The sequence below is a fragment of the Actinomadura sp. KC345 genome (genome assembly GCF_004348515.1).
Classification (GTDB): Bacteria; Actinomycetota; Actinomycetes; order Streptosporangiales; family Streptosporangiaceae; genus Spirillospora.
The window spans coordinates 1-16,773 of sequence record NZ_SMKH01000161.1; the positions used below are offsets into that span (position 1 = coordinate 1).

General features: G+C 70.6%; 20 protein-coding genes. 9 read left to right on the top strand and 11 right to left on the bottom strand.

Annotated features, from left to right (window positions below):
• Positions 1-349, top strand: a 349-nt coding sequence (locus E1281_RS24155) for a dihydrofolate reductase family protein (protein ID WP_207943460.1), incomplete at its 5' end; no start/stop codon positions are given.
• A 42-nt stretch (positions 350-391) separates the two neighbouring features.
• Here E1281_RS24155 and E1281_RS24160 read toward each other — a convergent pair.
• Entirely contained in the window at positions 392-631 is a 240-nt protein-coding gene (locus E1281_RS24160) for a hypothetical protein (RefSeq protein ID WP_131881912.1), read from the bottom strand.
• Positions 613-1,002 (bottom strand): ATP-binding protein, encoded by a 390-nt coding sequence (locus E1281_RS24165; protein WP_131881914.1) that lies wholly within the window; start codon positions 1,000-1,002, stop codon positions 613-615. Before E1281_RS24165 ends, E1281_RS24160 begins: the two co-directional genes overlap by 19 nt.
• Before the next feature lie 118 nt (positions 1,003-1,120).
• On the opposite strand from E1281_RS24165, the gene E1281_RS24170 reads away from it, so the two are divergent.
• Genes E1281_RS24170 through E1281_RS24180 form a run of 3 tightly spaced genes read left to right on the top strand, consistent with a single transcriptional unit; the run spans position 1,121 to position 2,568 of the window.
• Positions 1,121-1,978: a helix-turn-helix transcriptional regulator gene (locus E1281_RS24170; RefSeq protein ID WP_131881916.1), complete on the top strand. Its 858-nt coding sequence runs from the start codon at positions 1,121-1,123 to the stop codon at positions 1,976-1,978.
• Positions 1,979-1,982: 4 nt separating this feature from the next.
• Entirely contained in the window at positions 1,983-2,120 is a 138-nt protein-coding gene (locus E1281_RS24175; protein ID WP_347813305.1) for a DUF397 domain-containing protein, read from the top strand.
• A 16-nt stretch (positions 2,121-2,136) separates the two neighbouring features.
• The gene (locus E1281_RS24180) at positions 2,137-2,568 is read left to right on the top strand and encodes a hypothetical protein (RefSeq protein WP_131881919.1); all 432 of its coding nucleotides are present in this window, start codon (positions 2,137-2,139) and stop codon (positions 2,566-2,568) included.
• Positions 2,569-2,698: 130 nt separating this feature from the next.
• Here the strand turns inward: E1281_RS24180 and E1281_RS24185 are convergent, their stop codons facing one another.
• Positions 2,699-3,841, bottom strand: a complete 1,143-nt coding sequence (locus E1281_RS24185) for an epoxide hydrolase family protein (RefSeq protein WP_131881921.1) — start codon at positions 3,839-3,841, stop codon at positions 2,699-2,701.
• A gap of 62 nt (positions 3,842-3,903) precedes the next feature.
• Between E1281_RS24185 and E1281_RS24190 the strand changes: the two genes are divergently transcribed.
• Positions 3,904-4,863 (top strand): WYL domain-containing protein, encoded by a 960-nt coding sequence (locus E1281_RS24190; RefSeq protein WP_131881923.1) that lies wholly within the window; start codon positions 3,904-3,906, stop codon positions 4,861-4,863.
• Positions 4,864-4,869: 6 nt separating this feature from the next.
• Here E1281_RS24190 and E1281_RS24195 read toward each other — a convergent pair whose 3' ends face one another.
• Positions 4,870-6,798 (bottom strand): PQQ-binding-like beta-propeller repeat protein, encoded by a 1,929-nt coding sequence (locus E1281_RS24195; RefSeq protein WP_131881925.1) that lies wholly within the window; start codon positions 6,796-6,798, stop codon positions 4,870-4,872.
• Positions 6,799-7,122: 324 nt separating this feature from the next.
• Between E1281_RS24195 and E1281_RS24200 the strand changes: the two genes are divergently transcribed.
• Positions 7,123-7,971: a slipin family protein gene (locus E1281_RS24200; RefSeq protein WP_131881927.1), complete on the top strand. Its 849-nt coding sequence runs from the start codon at positions 7,123-7,125 to the stop codon at positions 7,969-7,971.
• Between the two features lie 28 nt (positions 7,972-7,999).
• Here E1281_RS24200 and E1281_RS24205 read toward each other — a convergent pair whose 3' ends face one another.
• Genes E1281_RS24205 through E1281_RS24215 form a run of 3 tightly spaced genes read right to left on the bottom strand, consistent with a single transcriptional unit; the run spans position 8,000 to position 9,980 of the window.
• Positions 8,000-8,602 (bottom strand): response regulator transcription factor, encoded by a 603-nt coding sequence (locus E1281_RS24205; protein ID WP_131881929.1) that lies wholly within the window; start codon positions 8,600-8,602, stop codon positions 8,000-8,002.
• A complete protein-coding gene (locus E1281_RS24210; protein WP_347813306.1) occupies positions 8,599-9,765 on the bottom strand; it encodes a histidine kinase in 1,167 nt (388 codons plus the stop codon). The genes E1281_RS24205 and E1281_RS24210 overlap by 4 nt, the downstream gene beginning before the upstream one ends.
• Positions 9,762-9,980 (bottom strand): hypothetical protein, encoded by a 219-nt coding sequence (locus E1281_RS24215; RefSeq protein ID WP_131881931.1) that lies wholly within the window; start codon positions 9,978-9,980, stop codon positions 9,762-9,764. The genes E1281_RS24210 and E1281_RS24215 overlap by 4 nt, the downstream gene beginning before the upstream one ends.
• A 165-nt stretch (positions 9,981-10,145) precedes the next feature.
• Between E1281_RS24215 and E1281_RS24220 the strand changes: the two genes are divergently transcribed.
• From E1281_RS24220 to E1281_RS24230, 3 genes are all read left to right on the top strand, one after another.
• Positions 10,146-11,030: an ABC transporter ATP-binding protein gene (locus E1281_RS24220; protein WP_131881933.1), complete on the top strand. Its 885-nt coding sequence runs from the start codon at positions 10,146-10,148 to the stop codon at positions 11,028-11,030.
• A gap of 26 nt (positions 11,031-11,056) precedes the next feature.
• A complete protein-coding gene (locus tag E1281_RS24225) occupies positions 11,057-11,776 on the top strand; it encodes an ABC transporter permease (RefSeq protein WP_131881935.1) in 720 nt (239 codons plus the stop codon).
• A 185-nt stretch (positions 11,777-11,961) separates the two neighbouring features.
• Positions 11,962-12,861, top strand: coding sequence for an alpha/beta hydrolase (locus E1281_RS24230; RefSeq protein ID WP_131881937.1), 900 nt, complete (start codon positions 11,962-11,964; stop codon positions 12,859-12,861).
• Positions 12,862-12,974: 113 nt separating this feature from the next.
• On the opposite strand, the gene E1281_RS24235 is transcribed toward E1281_RS24230, so the two are convergent.
• The 4 genes from E1281_RS24235 to E1281_RS24250 all read right to left on the bottom strand — a co-directional run.
• Positions 12,975-13,451 (bottom strand): SRPBCC domain-containing protein, encoded by a 477-nt coding sequence (locus E1281_RS24235; RefSeq protein WP_131881939.1) that lies wholly within the window; start codon positions 13,449-13,451, stop codon positions 12,975-12,977.
• Positions 13,448-13,786: a metalloregulator ArsR/SmtB family transcription factor gene (locus E1281_RS24240; protein WP_131881941.1), complete on the bottom strand. Its 339-nt coding sequence runs from the start codon at positions 13,784-13,786 to the stop codon at positions 13,448-13,450. The genes E1281_RS24235 and E1281_RS24240 overlap by 4 nt, the downstream gene beginning before the upstream one ends.
• 76 nt (positions 13,787-13,862) lie before the next feature.
• Positions 13,863-15,299: a hypothetical protein gene (locus E1281_RS24245; protein WP_131881943.1), complete on the bottom strand. Its 1,437-nt coding sequence runs from the start codon at positions 15,297-15,299 to the stop codon at positions 13,863-13,865.
• Positions 15,296-16,773: NAD(P)/FAD-dependent oxidoreductase (locus E1281_RS24250; protein ID WP_131881945.1), on the bottom strand; the 1,478-nt coding region annotated here is incomplete at its 5' end. The genes E1281_RS24250 and E1281_RS24245, both read right to left, overlap by 4 nt.

Here is a 16,773-nt window from a genome sequence, read left to right on the forward strand (position 1 = left end):
CTTCCACACACCGGTCTTCGTCCTCACCCACCGCCCCCGCCCCTCGATCGAGATGGAAGGCGGCACCACCTTCCACTTCCTGGACACCACACCCGCCCAAGCACTCCAGACGGCCCGCGAAGCGGCCAACGGCCTGGACGTGCGCCTGGGCGGCGGCCCCACGGTGCTCCGCGACTTCCTCACCGAAGGCCTCGTCGACCACATGCACGTGGTCCAGGTCCCCATCCTCCTCGGCCGAGGCGTCCGCCTCTGGGACGGCCTGGAATCACTGGAAGAGGCCTACGACATCGAGGCCGTCTCCACCCCCAGCGGCGTCACCCACCTGGCCTTCACCGCCAAAACCCGCTGACCGGAAAGCCTCACTCGTCCATGTGACTTCGGGTGATCGCGATCAGCGCTTTTCGCTGAGCAGCGACACGGCCCGGCGTGCAGTGTCGGGGGCGGCGAGGGCGAGGAGGTCGAGCAGGCCGTCGACGTCCGATGCCGAGAGCGCGACGCGACCGGTCGCTTGCCAGGTGCCGTGCTCGTCCCGCGTGATCGTCCAGCCGGGGAAGAGGTGCTGGAGCAGCAGCAGAGTGACGGGGTCGTTCGTCTCCGGGCGCCGGTGGCCGGTCAGCGAAGTTTGGCCCACGTCACCTTCCCTCCCTCCTTGAGGGGGCGGACGCCCCACCCCTGCACCAGCTCGGCCATGAGTGCCAGCCCCCGGCCGGACGTCGCGGCGTAGTTGTCCGGCTGGATCACCGGCCGCCCTTCCCCGCCGTCCCACACCTCCACGACGATGAGGCCGTCGCGCTCGTCCTGGAACACCCGGACGACGATCGGCCCCTCCCCGTGCCGGTAGGAGTTGGTGACCAGCTCGCAGACGACGAGCCGCCCCACATAGTCATCGGTGATTCCCCACTCCGCGAACCGCTCGGCGAGAAACCGCCGCGCCAGCCGCGGAGCCTCCCCAGTGGGATCGAGAACGAGTTCGGGAACCTCGGAGACGGGTGCAGTACGCATCGCCACACCTTTCGGCGTCCAGGATGTGTGTGAACTACGCCATAGAGTCACGCCGTCACGCTAAGTTGGCATGTGTACGCAGCGCATTCGAAACGACACGGAACGCGGAGGCTCCCCCATGGCCACCAACGCGTCGCCCAATCCCAAGGACGGCATGTGGGCCTTCATCGCCTACTACCTGCGCTTCTGCCGTACCCAGCGGGGGCTGTCCGGGGAAGCCACCGGACGCCTCATCAACGCGAGCAAGGCGACCGTTTCACGTATCGAAAACGACGTCGATCGCCTGGACGGGCAACGCGCGGCTCTCCTGGACAAGGCTTGGGAGACCGGCGGTGTCTTCGCTCTCCTGGTCTGGTACGCCAGCATCGGCCACGATCCGCAATGGCTGGCCCAGTACAAGTCGTTCGAGCAGCGAGCGCGGATCATTCGGATCTTCGAACCGCTTGTCATCTCAGGCCTACTCCAGACCGAGGAGTACGCCCGAGGACTCCTCACTGGCGGAGGCATGGTCGACCCAGAGCCGTTCGTCGTGGAACGGATGGAGCGACAAGGCGTCCTCGACCGGGCGTTCGTCATGGTGTTGCTGAGCGAAGCCACGCTGCGATGGCCGGTTGGGAGCCCCCGGATCATGCGGGAGCAACTCACACATGTTCTCGAAGTGGCCGAGCGGCCCAATGTCGTTCTCCATGTGATCCCGCAGACTTTCGAGACCAACGCCTATCCGGGCCTGGACGGCGGCCTGAAGCTCGTCACCGGAGACGATTTCGGTGAAGTCGCCTACACCGAGTCGATCGGTGGCGGACGGCTTATATCGTCGCCAACGGAGGTCGCCGAGTATGCGATCCTCTTCGCGCGGATCAGTGCGAAGGCTCTCCCCGAGCACCGGTCCAAGGACCTGATCACGGCGGCTATGGAGGCGTTCGGTGACGACAACGTGGCGCAAGAGCACTCGCAGCGGAACCCAGGGCGGAAGTGAGTGCGTGGAGATCGGCCGCTTCTCCGGGACGATCGCCTTCCGGGACTCCAAGGACCCGGACGGGCCGAAGCTGGTCGTGGGACGCGGGGAGTTCGCGGCCCTTGTAGAGGCGCTGAAGCGCTCATCCTTCGAACTGCGTTGAAGCTGAGGAGTTCGCCATGACCTCGTTGCCGCCGAATCCGGTGTTGGAGTCGCTTGGGCCGCTGATCGGGGAGTGGAGGGTCGAGGTGCCCCAGTTCGGCGGTGGGTCCGCGCCGGTGAGCATCGAGTGGATTGAAGGGCGGGCCTTCGTGCGCATCCAGTCCGGGCCACCGGATCCGGCGCCGAACTCCGTGCAGCTCGTCAGCGGGGACGACTCGTCCGACGTCTACACCGTCCTCTACTACGACTCGCGCGGCGTGTCCCGCGTCTACCAGATGACCTTCGAGGGCGGCGTCTGGAAGATGTGGCGGGACGCGCCGGGGTTCGACCAGCGCTTCACCGGGACGCTCAGCGACGACGGGCGCACCATCCGGGCCGCCTGGGAGAAGTCCCTGGACAACGCCACCTGGGAGCACGACTTCGACCTGATCTACACCAAGGTCGGCTGATCAGGCACTACCGCGTCTCGCCCGGCGGCGAGGTGGTCACCTCGGTCCCGACCCTGCGGTTCTACGAGCGGGACGAGACCGAGGTGTCGCTGAACGCCGCCGGGGTCGGCCCGCCGACCCTGACGCGGTGTCAGGAAATGCCGCGGAAGAAGGTGCGGATGTCGTCCGCGAGCAGCTCCGTCTCCTCCATTGCGGGGAAGTGACCGCCCTCGGTGAACTCGCTCCAGTGGCCGATCGCCTTCCACGGGTCCATCGCGCGGCGCACGAGCGGGTGGGTGTCGAACACGGCCCATCCGGACGGCACGCCGGAGGCCATGAACAAGTCGATTCCGGAGTGCTCCGCCTCGTAGTAGAACCGCGCGCTCGACGCGCCGCTGCGGGTGAACCAGTACAGGCTGATGTTCGTCAGGAGCTGGTCCCGGTCGACCGACTCGTCCGGCGTCCGGTAGGCGCCGCCGGTCCCGGTATTGAACCTCTCGGCGATCCACGCGAGCTGACCGGCCGGCGAGTCGGTGAGCGCCGCGCCGATCGTGTCGGGACGGTGGTTCTGCATCTCGAGATACCCGCGGTCGGCCGCGTACTCAATGCGCACTGCCTCGAGCTGGGCGATCTCGTCATCGGACAGGCCGTCGGGGTAAGGGAACCTGTCGCCGACCAGGCCGAGCAACCGGGGGTCGCATCCGATGTGCGTGCCGATGACGCGCTCCGGGTAGAGCGCCGCGAGGCGGCCGGCGGTGCCCGAGCCGATGTCGGTGCCGTGGGCCGCGAACCTCTCGTAGCCGAGACACGTCATGATCTCGGCGTAGGCATCCGTCGTCCGCGCCAGCTCCCAGCCGGTCCCTGAGAGCGGGGTGGAGAACCCGAAGCCGGGAAGCGACGGGATGACCACGTGGAACTCGCCGGTCAGCCGCGGGATGAGTCGCTGGTACTCGACGAACGAGCCCGGCCAGCCGTGGTTCAGGATCAGCGGGACGGCCTCCGGGTTCGTCGACCGCGCGTGGACGACGTGGAACGTCTGGCCGTCGACGACCGTCGTGAACTGTTCGTACTCGTTGAGCTTCTCCTCCTGCGCACGCCAGTCGAACCCGTCGCGCCAGTACTCGGCGAGCTTTTTCAGGTACGCCGGCGGGATGCCGCGGCTGAAGTCGGCGCGGTCGTCCCGTCCTGGCACGGGGGCCGGCCAGCGCGTGTGTGCCAGCCGGTCGCGCAAGTCGTCGATGTCGGCCTGCGGGATGTCGATGCGGAACGGTGTGAGTGCGTCGTTCTCGTTCATGACACCGACGCTCCCAGGCAATGCGGCAGGTTGGCTTCCGCGATTGCTGGGACGATGGAGACATGTTGGAGACCTCGGCCCGCCTGCTCGAACTGCTGTCATTGCTCCAGCTCAAGCGCGACTGGACGAGTTCCGAGCTCGCCGGGCGGCTCGATGTGAGCACGCGGACCGTGCGCGCCGACATCGGCAGGCTGCGATCGCTCGGCTATCCCGTGGACGCGCGCCCCGGCGTCGCGGGCGGGTACCGGCTGGCCGCCGGAACGGCGATGCCCCCATTGCTGCTCGACGACGACGAGGCCGTCGCCGTCGCGGTCGGACTGGGCGCGGTCGCGACCCAGAGGCTCGGCGTCGAAGAGACATCGCTCACCGCGCTCGCAAAGCTGGAGCAGGTGCTGCCCTCGCGCCTGCGTCGGCGCGTGGAGGCGGTACGCGAGGCGACGAGCGTCGTTCCAGGGAAACGGCCGCTCGATCTCTTGGTTCTCGGCGCGGTCGCCGCCGCGATCCGCGGCCACGAACGGCTCCGGTTCGGATACACCAAGCCCGGGGGCAGCGAAGGGGCCCGCCACACCGAACCGCATCGGCTGGTGACCTGGGGGTCGCTCTGGTACCTGCTCGCGTGGGATCTCGACCGTGACGACTGGCGGGTCTTCCGTGTCGACCGCATGGTTCCGCACGCACCGACGGGTGCGCGGTTCCGGCCGCGCGTGATCCCGGAGGACGATGTCGTCGAGTACGTCGTCGGACGCGTGAGCAAGGCGTCCTGGAAGTACCGCGCCCGGGTCCTCGTGCATGCTCCCGCCGCCAAGGTCGCCGCGAAGATCCACATCCCGGTCGATATCGAGGTGGTCGACGAGTCCACGTGCCACGTCGAACTGGGTTCCGACGACCCGGACCGGCTCGCGCTGTGGATGACACAGCTCGACGTCGACATCGAGGTGATCGACGGAGACGAACTCGCGGCGGCGTTCGACCGCCTCGCGACAAGGTTCCGCCGCGCGGCGGGCGGCGCATCCACGACATGAATCCCCTTAGTCGAGGACGAAGATTCCCTCCGTGCTTCCCTTGAGGTGCACGGCCACGCCACCGGGGACCTCCACCACCTCCAGGGGCCGGGTAAGGCACCACTCCTCGTCCCGAACGGTGGTCGGCTGGAACGGGCCCTGCCGTTCGCCGATGGTGATGTCCCAGGCGGCCATCGCACAGCCCTTGAACCGGCCCGCGGCGGTCGACTCGCGGTAGGCGGCGAACAGTCGGCCGTCCCGGAGAAGCGCTTCAGGACCGGGAGAATCGTTCAGGTCGCGGACCTCGATATGGGGAACGTCGCGTGACCAGGACGTCTCGCCGGTCTGAACGTCGAAGGCGCGCAGGGCCGTCGAGTAGCGCGCTTCGTCGCCCGTCCCGGTGCGGCGGTTCTCGGCGAAGACCGCCGTGCCCGCCGCGGCGTGCAAGGGTCCGCGCTCGCCCGGATCGTCCGACCTCAACCGACTGCCCTGTCCGCCCGGCCGCCACCACACCGGACGGCCGTCGGCGACCCGGACCCCGACCAGGTTGTGCGACACCGTCGTCTCACCTGCCTCGCCGACCTCGCTCCGAGTGATCTCGCGAGCGTCGACGACCGCCGTGCCACCGGTGACCCCCATCGACACCTGCTCGAACCGCTGCACGTCACCGGGCTCGGCGCCCTCCTGCCTGACCTGCCATGACCAGCGCGGTCTGCCGGTGCCGCCGTCGACCCGCACCAGGCGATGGCTGGGGTCTACGTGTTCCTCTTCGCTGTGGCAGGAAACGACCGTCAGGACGTCGTCACCGACTGGGGCGATCTCGGTGGGCCTGCATCCCTCGTCCAGGGCGAACCGCCACGTCGTCTCACCATCGAAGGTGAGCATGCTCAGCGCTCCGCGCTCGGTGGAGGCCGCCGGCATGTCGACCGTCACCCGGTCTGCGCCGACCCCGACGACGCTCACGGTGTCCGGCACCGCGAAGTCCGCCTTCAGCCGACCGGAGACCGTGTCGAACACCCACACCCGGGTTCTGGCACGCAACCCGTCGATGAGCAGCGTCCGCGGCGCGTCGACGAAGACCGTCATCGCGAGCAGCCGCCCGTCCGGACTGGCCGCCACGCTGCCGGTGTCCACGCGGTCGGGCCGGTGCCGTGGGCCGAGCACCCGGGCGTCCCACCGGTGGAACGCCCAGCGTTCGGCCCCGCTCGCCGGATCCAGCATTCGCAGACCGCGCGGGTCCAGCACCGCCAAGCCGCCCGCGGTGCCGATCACGGAGATGCGGGCGGAGCCGGGCTTCCCCGTATCGTGCTGCGGCGTCGACCACGCAACCGTGCCGGTCAGCGCCGGGGCACCGGCCGCCGGGGCCGGACGGTCCGTCGTCACGTTCTCAGTGTTCACCGCGACCACCCACGACGGCACCAGGCCGACCGCGACGGCCACGGCGAGCAGCGGCACGGAGGCGGCCGACCCGGCGCTGACGGCCGACCGGAAACCGCCCGGCGGGACGGTCCGGTCCGCACTCGGCCGCCGCACGCTGTCCACCACCGTCGCCAAGGCGCCGAGACCCGACAGGGCCAGGGCCGGGATCATCAGTGGAACGCTCAGGTCCACACCGCCGGACGGCCCCGGCGTCGGCATCCGCAACACCACCATGACCGACGCGGCAACGCACCCGGCCGCCATGACCGAACCCGCCACGACCCGCACCCGTTTCCGGCGGCCGGCCGACCGGCCCTGCGGACGCGAACGGGTGGCCCAGACGATCCACACCCACACCAGGCAGGTCAGCGCCAACGCCACGGCCAGCCCGGCCGACCAGCTCTCCGGATCGTCCGGACGCCGCCCGGTGCGCTGGTACTCGTTGACGCCGTCACCGGGAATGTTGGCCACACCGGCCACGCCGGCCCCGCAAAGCGCCGCCGTCACGCCCGCGATCACCAGGGTGTTCCTCGGCATCGTCCGCAGGCGTGGCATCGCGTACCTCGATGGGCGAGTAAGCGGCGGGCCCTTAGGCGTACCACGGACACCGGCCGAGCACCATGCCGCGACCGATCGCCATGTTCATCGCGAACTGCGCCCGTATTAATTCGGGCGACCGGCGGCCAATGGGTGGGTTATCGTTTTGTGCGGGCCGCCCCGGCGGGTTCAGGAGCGAGTGGCCTTCCGGACACCGTGCACTCGGACAGTCATCCTGTGATAGCTGGTTTCCCATCCGAAAACTCGTCCTTCACATCGGGCCTGTTACGGGGCGGCTCCTTTCGGAGTTTTCAGGAGATCGTCATGGCCCGCACACAAGACATCATCATCAAGTCCACCCACCGTGGTCTCCGCTATGAGGACGGCCGCCTGACCGACGTCCTGGAGGCGGGCCGCTACGAGGTCCCCGACGGCTCGCGGCGCCGCAGGAACAGCCCCGTCGTCGAGATCGTGCTGGTAGACGTACGCGAGCGGGAACTGCTTCTCAAGGGCCAGGAGATCCTGACCTCGGACAAGGTCGCGGTGCGGGTCAGCATCATCACCCAGTACCGGGTCGTCGATCCGGCCGCCGCGCTGGAAAAGGTCGAGTCGTACACGGACCGTCTCTACAGCGATGTGCAGCTGGCCGCTCGCCGGTCCCTGGCGTCCATGACGCTGGAGGGGATTCTGACCAATCGCAACCAGCTCAGCGAGGACATTCTCGGCGACGTGCAGGACGCCGCGTCCGGATACGGCATCGCCATTCTGCGGGCCGACGTCAAGGACCTGGTGTTCCCCGGCAACCTCCAGGAGATCATGAACCGGGTGCTGGCCGCCGAGCGGCTCAGCGAGGCGCAGCTCGTCGAGGCCAGGACCACCGCCGAGCGCGAGGGGATCGAGGCGCGGTCGAGGGCCGAGACCGAGCGCGTCGCGGCGGAGGCCGAGCGGGAGTCGGAGCGGATCAAGGCCGAGAGCCGCGCGGACACGCAGCGGCTGGAGGCCGAGGCGGAAGCCGCCGCCCTGCGGCTGCACGCCGGCGCGGCCGCCGCCTACGCCGACCATCCGGTGCTGCTGCGGGTGCGGGAGCTGGAGGCGCTGGCGCGCCTCGCCACCAACGCCGAGGCCCGCCTCTACATCGGCTTCGACAAGCACGCCGAGCTGCGCGCGGAATGAACGTCTGTGATCACCGGCGCGCCGGGGATCACAGCCAGTCGTGCTCGCGGGCGTAGCGGGCGGCCTCGTGCCGGGTTCGCGTCTGGGTCTTCTGCATCGCGCTGGAGAGGTAGTTGCGCACCGTGCCCTCCGCGAGGTGGAGCCGGGCGGCGATGTCGGCGGCCGAGTAGCCGTCGCGGGTCGCGCGCAGCACGTCGATCTCCCGGTCGGTGAGCGGGCAGTCGTCGATTACGGCGAGGGCGGAGACGTCCGGGTCGATCCACCGCCTCCCCTCGTGGAGGGTCTTGATGACCGAGGTGATGTGCGCCGGTTCCGCGGACTTGCTGACGAAGCCCTGGACGCCGAGCTTCAGCGCCCTGCGGAGGACGCCGGGCCTGGCGTGCCGGGTCAGCATGAGGATCGTCTGGTCCGGTCGCTCCCGGCGGATGGCCGATACGGCGTCGAGCCCGTCCATGCCGGGCATCTCCAGGTCGATGACGAGCACGTCGGGCCGGTGCCGCAGCGCGGCGTCCACGGCCGCCTCGCCCTCCTCCGCCTCGGCGAGCACGGTGATCTCGCCCTCCAGCGGGAGCAGCGAGGCCAGTGCCTTGCGGAGGAGGGCCTCGTCGTCGGCGAGCACCACGGTGATCATCGGTCGTCCCTCCGCGTTCCGGCGTCCGGACGGTCGTGCGGGAGTGCCGCGGCCGTCAGGAAGCGGCCGTCCTTCTGCTCCACCGTAAGCTCGCCGCCGTGCCCCGCCACGCGCTCCCTGAGGGCGGCGAGCCCGCTGAGCTCGGACGGCGGGGCCTCCTGGACACCGTCGTTGAGGATGCTGATCCCCCACGCGGAGAGCGTGATGCGCACCTGCCCGGCCTCGGAGTGCCGGAGGATGTTGGTCGTCGTCTCCCGGAGGACCAGGCCGAGCAGCTCGCCGGCGCGGGCGTCCATCTCGCCGTCGGCTTCGCGGGCGACGTCCACGCGGATGCCCGCGGACTCGAAGAGGTTCTTCGCGTTCTCCAGCTCCGCGGCGATGTTGAGCCGCCGCTGCGCGTAGACGAGTTCCTTGGTCTGCGTGATGGTGTCGCCGACCAGGGCGTGGATCTCCCTGAGCTCCTCTTCGGCTCGTCCGATGTCCGTGCGGACGAGCTTCTGGGCCAGCGCGGTCTTCAGCTTCACCACGTGCAGCGTGTGGCCCTGGATGTCGTGCAGGTCACCGGCGAACCGGATGCGCTCGCGGGCGACGGCCAGCTCCGCTTCGCGCTCCCGGGACGCCGCCAGCTCCTCGACGATGTCGTAGTACCACTGGCCGAGGAACATGCTGGCGGCCACCAGCGCCGTGACGCCCGTCGGGATGAGGACGTAGGAGAACAGGACGTCGGCCACCGACGCCGGTGACACCAGCAGCCTGGTCGCGCCCAGTCCGGCGACAGCGGCGGTCAGCGCCACGGCGGCCGCGCCACGGCCGCGCGGAAGCTTCGCCGCGTAGACGGCGCCTATGATCGTGAGGCCGTAGAACGCCGTGTGGCCGCCCACGGCCAGCGCTCCGGCGAGCCACACCGCCGCGGCGACGGCCAGGCACGGGAGGACGACGCGGGAGATGCCGGTCGCCGTCCACCGGAGGAGGGCCAGGAGCGCCGCGAGGACGCCCAGGCTCAGGACGACGGCCTCCCACCAGGTCCGGGAGTCGATCGCCACCATCAGCGCCCCCACGGGCCCGGTGGCCAGGACCATGGTGGTGATGTTCAGCTTGCGCAGCCGTCCCCGCGTGTCCTCGTTGTACTCGGTCGCCATGAACCCCCCGGTTCCCGCCCTCACCGATGGTCCCTCAGGTTGAGCAGCGGGATCGCCGACGCGCTCGCCAAGGTCAGGGCCACCGCCGTCCACATCACCCACTGGTTGTGCTCGAACCAGGACTCGACGCCTCCGGAGAAGAGACCGACGCCGAGGTGGTGGAGAAGGAACGCCACACAGACCGCGAGGAAGACGGCCATATTGGCCATCAGCAGAATGCGAAGCGATCTGGTCTCCATTGCGACTCTCCGGGATAGGTCAATAGAACTCCACCCCAAGTGTTCAATCGGATCTCCGCGGCCGATAGTGACACTACGTCATGCGTTCACTTCGAGGAATGTCACCGTGAAGTGGTGACGTGACCTCACTGCCCGGTGGGCGACGCGGCTGCTGGGATCGGAAGCATGCAACCCACACCGGTCATCGACGTCGAACGCCTGAACCTCAAGTACGGCGACTTCCACGCCGTCAAAGACCTGTCCTTCCAGGTACGGCCCGGAGAACTCTACGCGCTGCTCGGCACGAACGGGGCGGGGAAGACCTCCACCCTGGAGACCGTCGAGGGCCACCGGACGGCCACTTCGGGCACCGTGCGGGTCTTCGGAAAGAACCCCCGCGACCGTCGCGCCGTGCGCCCCAGGATGGGCGTGATGCTGCAGGAGAGCGGCTTCTCACCGGACCTGACCGTGAAGGAGTCGATCCGGCTGATCGGAAGGCTCACCCGGCGCGCGGACACCGTCGAACGCGTCCTCGGCGTCGTCGACCTGACCCGCAAGGCCGGGACCAAGGTGTCCCAGCTTTCGGGCGGCGAGAAGCGGCGCCTGGATTTCGCCACCGCCGTCTACGGCGCGCCCGAGCTCGTCTTCCTGGACGAGCCCACCACCGGCCTGGACATCCAGTCCCGCGACGGCCTCTGGGACGCCGTGGACCGGCTGCGCGAGGACGGATCCACGGTCGTCCTCACCACCCACTACCTGGAAGAGGCCCAGCAGCGGGCCGACCGCATCGGGCTCATGCACCAGGGCGCCTTCCACCGGGAGGGGACCGTCGCCGAACTGACGCGGACCCTTCCCGCCACCATCCGGTTCGTGCTTCCGCCTACCGCGCCGCCGCTCCCGGTTCCGGCCGTGCACGAGGGCGGCGGCAGGTTCCTCATCGAGACCTTCAACCTGCCCAAGGAGCTGTACGCCCTGCTCCACTGGGCGCACCAACACGGGGTGGAGCCGCAGGAGCTGGAGGCCGGGCCGACCCGCCTCGACGACGTCTTCCGTTCCATCGAAAGCCAGTAGGCGAGACCCCCGAAAGGACCATCGGCATGTTCTCCATCGCCATGGGCGAGCTGATCCAGATCTTCCGGAACCGCCTGGTGCTGGTCACCAGCATGGTGATGCCGGCCGCGATCAGCGCGTACTTCATCCACCAGCACGAGACGTTCGCCGAACTGGGCAGCCTCGGCTACATCGCGGCGATCATGATGTTCACCGTGGCGGCGTTCGGGCTCTACGCCACCTCGGTGACCACGCTGGCGTCCCGCCGGCAGAACCTGTTCCTCAAGCGTCTGCGCTCCACCGCCGCCGGCGACGCCGGCATCCTGTCCGGGCTGCTGCTCCCGGTCGTGCTCATCTCCCTGGTGCAGATCGCCGTCCTGCTGGGCGTCCTGGCCGCGGTCGCCGGCCGTCCGGCCCATCCCGCCCTGCTGGCGGCGGCGGTCGTGGCCACGACGGCCATGATGACCGGGCTGGGGCTCGCCACGGCCGGACTGACCAACTCCCCCGAGCACGCCCAGGTGACCACGCTGCCCGTCAGCCTCGGCGTCATCGCCGTGGCCAGCTGGGTGGGGATCAGCGGCACCGAGGACCTCGCCACCCTCAAGCGGCTGCTCCCCGGCGGCTCGGCCACCGAACTGGCCGTCAACGCCTGGAACGGCGACGTGCCCATGGCCGACTCCCTCGCCCTGCTGGCACCCACGCTCGCCTGGATCTTCGCCGCCGTCACGCTGGCCCACCGGCTGTTCCGCTGGGAGCCTCGCCGCTGACCCGTCCGGCGGACGCGGCTTCCCCGTTCTGTCCCCCGTGCGAGCTACCGGCGAATGTCCTCTGAGTGGTGACGATTCGTACCCCGTCGATTCCATAGCGTTTCCACGTAGCCGCGGCGCACAGCCGCACCCCCGCCAGAAACCGTGCGAATCGACTCGCCGCCGACTCCCCCTGGAGGACGAAGATGTTCCGCAACCTCAAGGCCGCCGCCGTGGCCGCGCTGTGCTGCTCCCTGCTCGGTGCGGGACTCACCGGCTGCGACGAAGAGGCCGTGGACAGCTGGGACCCGTTCGCCTCATCGTCCCCGAAGAACGAAGTCACGCTGGTCTCCGGGACCAAGAAGCTCGACGTCGGCGGCACGTCGGTGAACGTGTCCTGCTCGGACGGCGGGGAGAAGGGGAAGCCGGTCGTCGTCCTGATGCACGGAGGAGGCCATGACCTCACCAAGCTGGCCGCCTTCCAGAAGACCCTGGGCAAGGAGCACCGGGTCTGCTCCTACGACCGGCTCGGGGCGGGGGCGAGCGCCAAGCCCAGCGGCCCGCAGAGCTTCGCGAGCACCGGAAAGATCCTGACCGGGGTCCTCGACCAGGTCGCCGGTGACGCTCCGGTCGTCCTGGCCGGTCACTCGCTGGGCGGGCTGATCGCCGCCCGGTACGCCCCCGACCACGTGGACAGGGTCAAGGGCCTGGTGCTGATGGACGCCACGCCACCGACGATGGCCGCCGACATCGCGAAGACGATCCCGGAGTCCGCCAAGGGTCCGGCCGCCCAGGTCCGCGCGCAGAACCTCGCGGTCTTCCAGGGACAGAACCCGGAGAAGCTCGTCATCAAGGACGGGGAGGTCCGCTCCGCCGGGAGCATCCCGGTGGAGGTGATCAAGCACGGGAAGCCGTACCTCGGGGCCATCCCCCAGTACGGGCAGAGCTTGGAGCAGGTGTGGTCCGCCGGGCAGCGCAAGTGGCTCGCGCTGTCGAGCGACAGCCAGCTGAGCACGGCCGAGAAGAGCGGGCACGACATCTACATCGACCAGCCCGATGCCGCCGTCAAGGCGATCAAGCGCGTCGCCTCGGAGGCCGCGAAGTAGCGGTACCCCGAACGCCGTCGCCCCGGAGCCGCCGAACCGGCTCCGGGGCGACGGCGTGCGAACCGGGGCCCCGGCTCACCCGTCGAGCGTGCGGAACCCGGTGAGGGTGATCTTCATCGGGCGGCCTCCGCGAACGCGGCGAGCTGGGCGGCGACCGTCCCCCAGCCGTCGGCGAAGCCGAGCTTCTCGTGCTGCGCGCGGGCGTCGGGCGTGCCGTGCCGGACGACGATCCGGTAGTCCGTGCCGTCCGGGTGGTCGCTCAGCGTGATCGTGGCGGTCATCGCGACCGGGGCGGGGGCGGCCGGGCGCCAGGTGCCGTCGATCGCGTTGGTGAACACGAGGCGTTCGAGGTCGTCGGCGGCGAGGAAGCACGCGTCCATGTGCGGGACGAAGTCGGTCCCGTCGTCGCTCATCCGCGTCACGAGCGCGCCGCCGGGCCGCGGCTCCAGGCGGTCGACCCGGCAGTGGGCCGGTGCCGGGATCCACCACTGCTCAAGCTTGGACGGGTCCGTCCAGGCGTTCCAGACCGTCGCGCGCGGAGCGCGAATGATCCGCTCCAGGGCGAGGTCGAGCTCACGGTCGAAGGTCATTGCCGGTTCTCCTCCGGGTCGGTGACGAACTGTTCGAGGCGGTCGGTCCGCGCCTCCCAGATCCGGCGCTGCTCCGCGAGCCAGTCGTCGACGACGGCGAGCCGCTCGCGGTTGAGCACGCAGGTGCGCACCCGGCCGGACTTGACCGTGCGGATGAGCCCGTTCGACTCCAGCGTCCGCACGTGCTTCATGAACGAGGGGAGGGTCATCGGGAACTCGCGGGCGAGGTCGCCGACGCTCGTGGGCCCGTGGCCGAGGCGCCGGACGACGGCGCGCCGGGTCGGGTCGGCGAGGGCGACGAACACCCCGTCGAGCCGCTCCGAATACTGTTCCATGCGGCTAACTATTGCATCCCGCCATAGTTAGCGCAAGGGCTAAGTGTTCGCCGCCCGAGTCGGGGCCCGCGGACGGTCAGGCGCCGGCGACCAGCACCGGGATGGTCAGCGCGATCAGGACGGTCAGGATCCACAGCGCGGGCGCCGAGCCGAGGACCTGCTCGCGGCGGGCGGCGGCGCGGGCGGCCTCCAGCTCGTTGCGCGCCAGCCACCACGGGTTCTCCCGGTGCTCCAGCCAGGCATGGACGACACCCAGCGCACCCCCGTACGCCAGGTGGCCGATGAGGCTCGCGAAGTCCGCGGCGATCGTCGGGGGCGTCCACCACAGCGGGACGCCCAGCACCGCGGGCATCAGGGTGAGACCGCCGAACACCCACCAGAAGAACCCGTACGACAGCCCCCAGCCGACCCCGGACACCAGGTCGTAGCCGCGTCCGCGGAACAGCAGCGCGTAGGACACGCCGATGCCCTGGGCGATGAGGAGGTGGACGGTCCACCCGGCCACGTCACCGCCCGCGCCGACGAGCTTCGCCACGCTGTCCAGGACGTCCACGACGCCCCACACGAAACCGAACAGGATGCCGCCGACGAGCCCGGACAACGCGCCGTAGGCGATCACCCGCAGGCCGCGCGAGCCGATCGTGCGGGTGCGGAGCCGCACGTCGTCCACGAACAGGCCACGGGCGAGTGAGCCGAGCCAGCCGAAGACGACCGCGATCCCGGCGCCGGCCAGCAGGTACGGCACGAGCCTGGTCGCGGCCTCCGCCACGGCGGGCCGCGACCAGTCGAGCGTGCCGTCGTCCAGCAGCGGCGCGAGCGTGAGACCGGCCGCGATCCACCACAGGAAGCCGTAGGCGGTGCCGCGGACGACCGCCGGCCCGGTGCCCTCCGCGCGCCCGCCGAACACCAGGGGGTAGCCGATCCCCATGCAGACCGCGACGGCGGGGAGCCAGCCGAGTCGCGCACCGGCTCCCGCGCCGAACGCGAGGACCAGGAGTCCGCCGACGATCAAGGCCGCGAGCAGGCCGCGCAGCACCGTCCTCACCCGCAGGCGCCTCCCGGCCTCGGAGCGGCCGTCCCGCTGGAGGAGGGCGAAGGCGACCGCGGTGACCGCGCCGTAGTAGAGGTGGCCGAACAGGCTCGGCATGGCCTCCTGGGCGGCCGCCAGACTCCAGGCCATCGGCGTCCCGGACAGCAGCGGCAGCAGCGTCAGGGGCCCGAGGAACCACCAGAACACCCCGTAGGCGAGGCCCCAGAACAGCAGCTCGCTCGACCGCACCCGCTGGTGCACGGCGAGCAGCCCGAACACGGCGCCGATCACGACCGCGATCGCCATGTTCAGGACGAAGCCGAGCCACGGCGAACCGGACCCGGCGAGCACCGCGACGTCCGGGAGCGTCCCGAGCGACAGCATCGCCGCCCCCCAGACCAGGCCCCCGGCCGCGCCGGCGAACGCGCCGGCCGGTGCGCCCCGCCCGGGGAACACCGGCTCGCGGACCGCCTCCGCCGTCATCGCACCCCCTCCCCGGGCAGCGGCACCGGCGCGTCCGCCGGCGGGCCGGTGACGACGATGTCGCGCGGGAACGCCACGTCCAGGGCCCAGTCGAGGAGGACGCGGACACGGCGCTCGACGCCGGGCAGCTTGGCGAGGTAGATCCCGCGCCACAGCAGCCAGGCGCTCAGACCGGAGAAGGGACGGCCGCGGATCTCCCCGGCGGCGGTGCGATGGCCGAGCGCGACGAACGTCCCGATCGCCTTGAAACGGAACGGGCTGGGCCGCTGGCCCCGCAGGACGGCGGCGACGTTGTCGGCGACCGCCCTGCCCTCGCGCGCCGCGTGCTGGGCGGTCGGAGGGTAGAGGGTCCCGTCCTCGGCGGGGATCTGGGCGCAGTCGCCGATCGCCCAGACGCGGTCCATCTCGAACGCGCGGAGCGTCCGGTCGACGACGACCGCGCCGCGCCGCCCGCTCTCGCCGGGCAGGGTCCGCAGCAGCGGGCTCGGCCGGTTGCCCGCCGTCCACACGAACGTCGCCGTCTCGACCGACTCGCCGTTGTCGAGCCGCACGCTCCGGCCGGTCGCGCCGGTCGCGCGGACGCCGAGCCGGAACTCGATGCCGCGGGACCGCAGCTTCTCCAGCGCGTAGCCGCCGAGACGGTCCGACAGCTCGGGGAGGATGCGCTCGTCCGCGTGGACCAGGACGAAGCGCGGCTCGCCGGGGTCGATTGCGGGGTAGAAGTGCAGGACGTCATGGGTGAGGTCGTACAGCTCGGCGACCGACTCGGTCCCGGCGAACCCGCCGCCCGCCACGACGAACGTCAGCAGCCGCCTCCGCTCCGCCGGATCGGCCTCCTGGTCGGCGCGCTCCAGCAGCGCCAGCACCCGTTCGCGCAACCGCACCGCGTCCCCGAGCGACTTCAGCGTCAGCGCGTGCTCCGCCACGCCCGGCAGGTCGAGGAAGTCCGGGACGGACCCGACCGCCAGCACCAGGTGCTCGTACCCGATGGGCTCGCCGCCGGTCTCGAGCACCACGCGCCGCCGCGCCACGTCCACCCCGGCGACCCGGCCGTGGCGGAACCGCGTGTGGGGCGCGGCGGCACGGACCGGAGAGCCGATGTGCTGCCCCTCCAGACCGCCCGACGCCACCTCCGCGAGCATCGGCGTGAACAGCAGGTAGTTGGAGTCGCTGACCAGCGTCACGTCGAAGCGGTGCCCCCGCAGGTTCAGCCGCTCGAACCGGCGCGCGGCGCTGATCCCGCCGAACCCTCCCCCGACGATCACCACCCGCGGGGCGGGCGCCTCCGGCTTCGCGGGACGCCCGCGGAACCGCCGCACGGCGAGGTGGAACAGCAGCCCGGCCAGCGTCCCCTGGAGCAGGGACCCGACCAGCTCCGGATACACCGCCGCGGCGGCCTCGACCGACCAGGTCGGCCGGGTGCCCCGGAGCAGCGGGTCCGACGTCAGCCACCACACCGTCCAGCCGAGCAGCC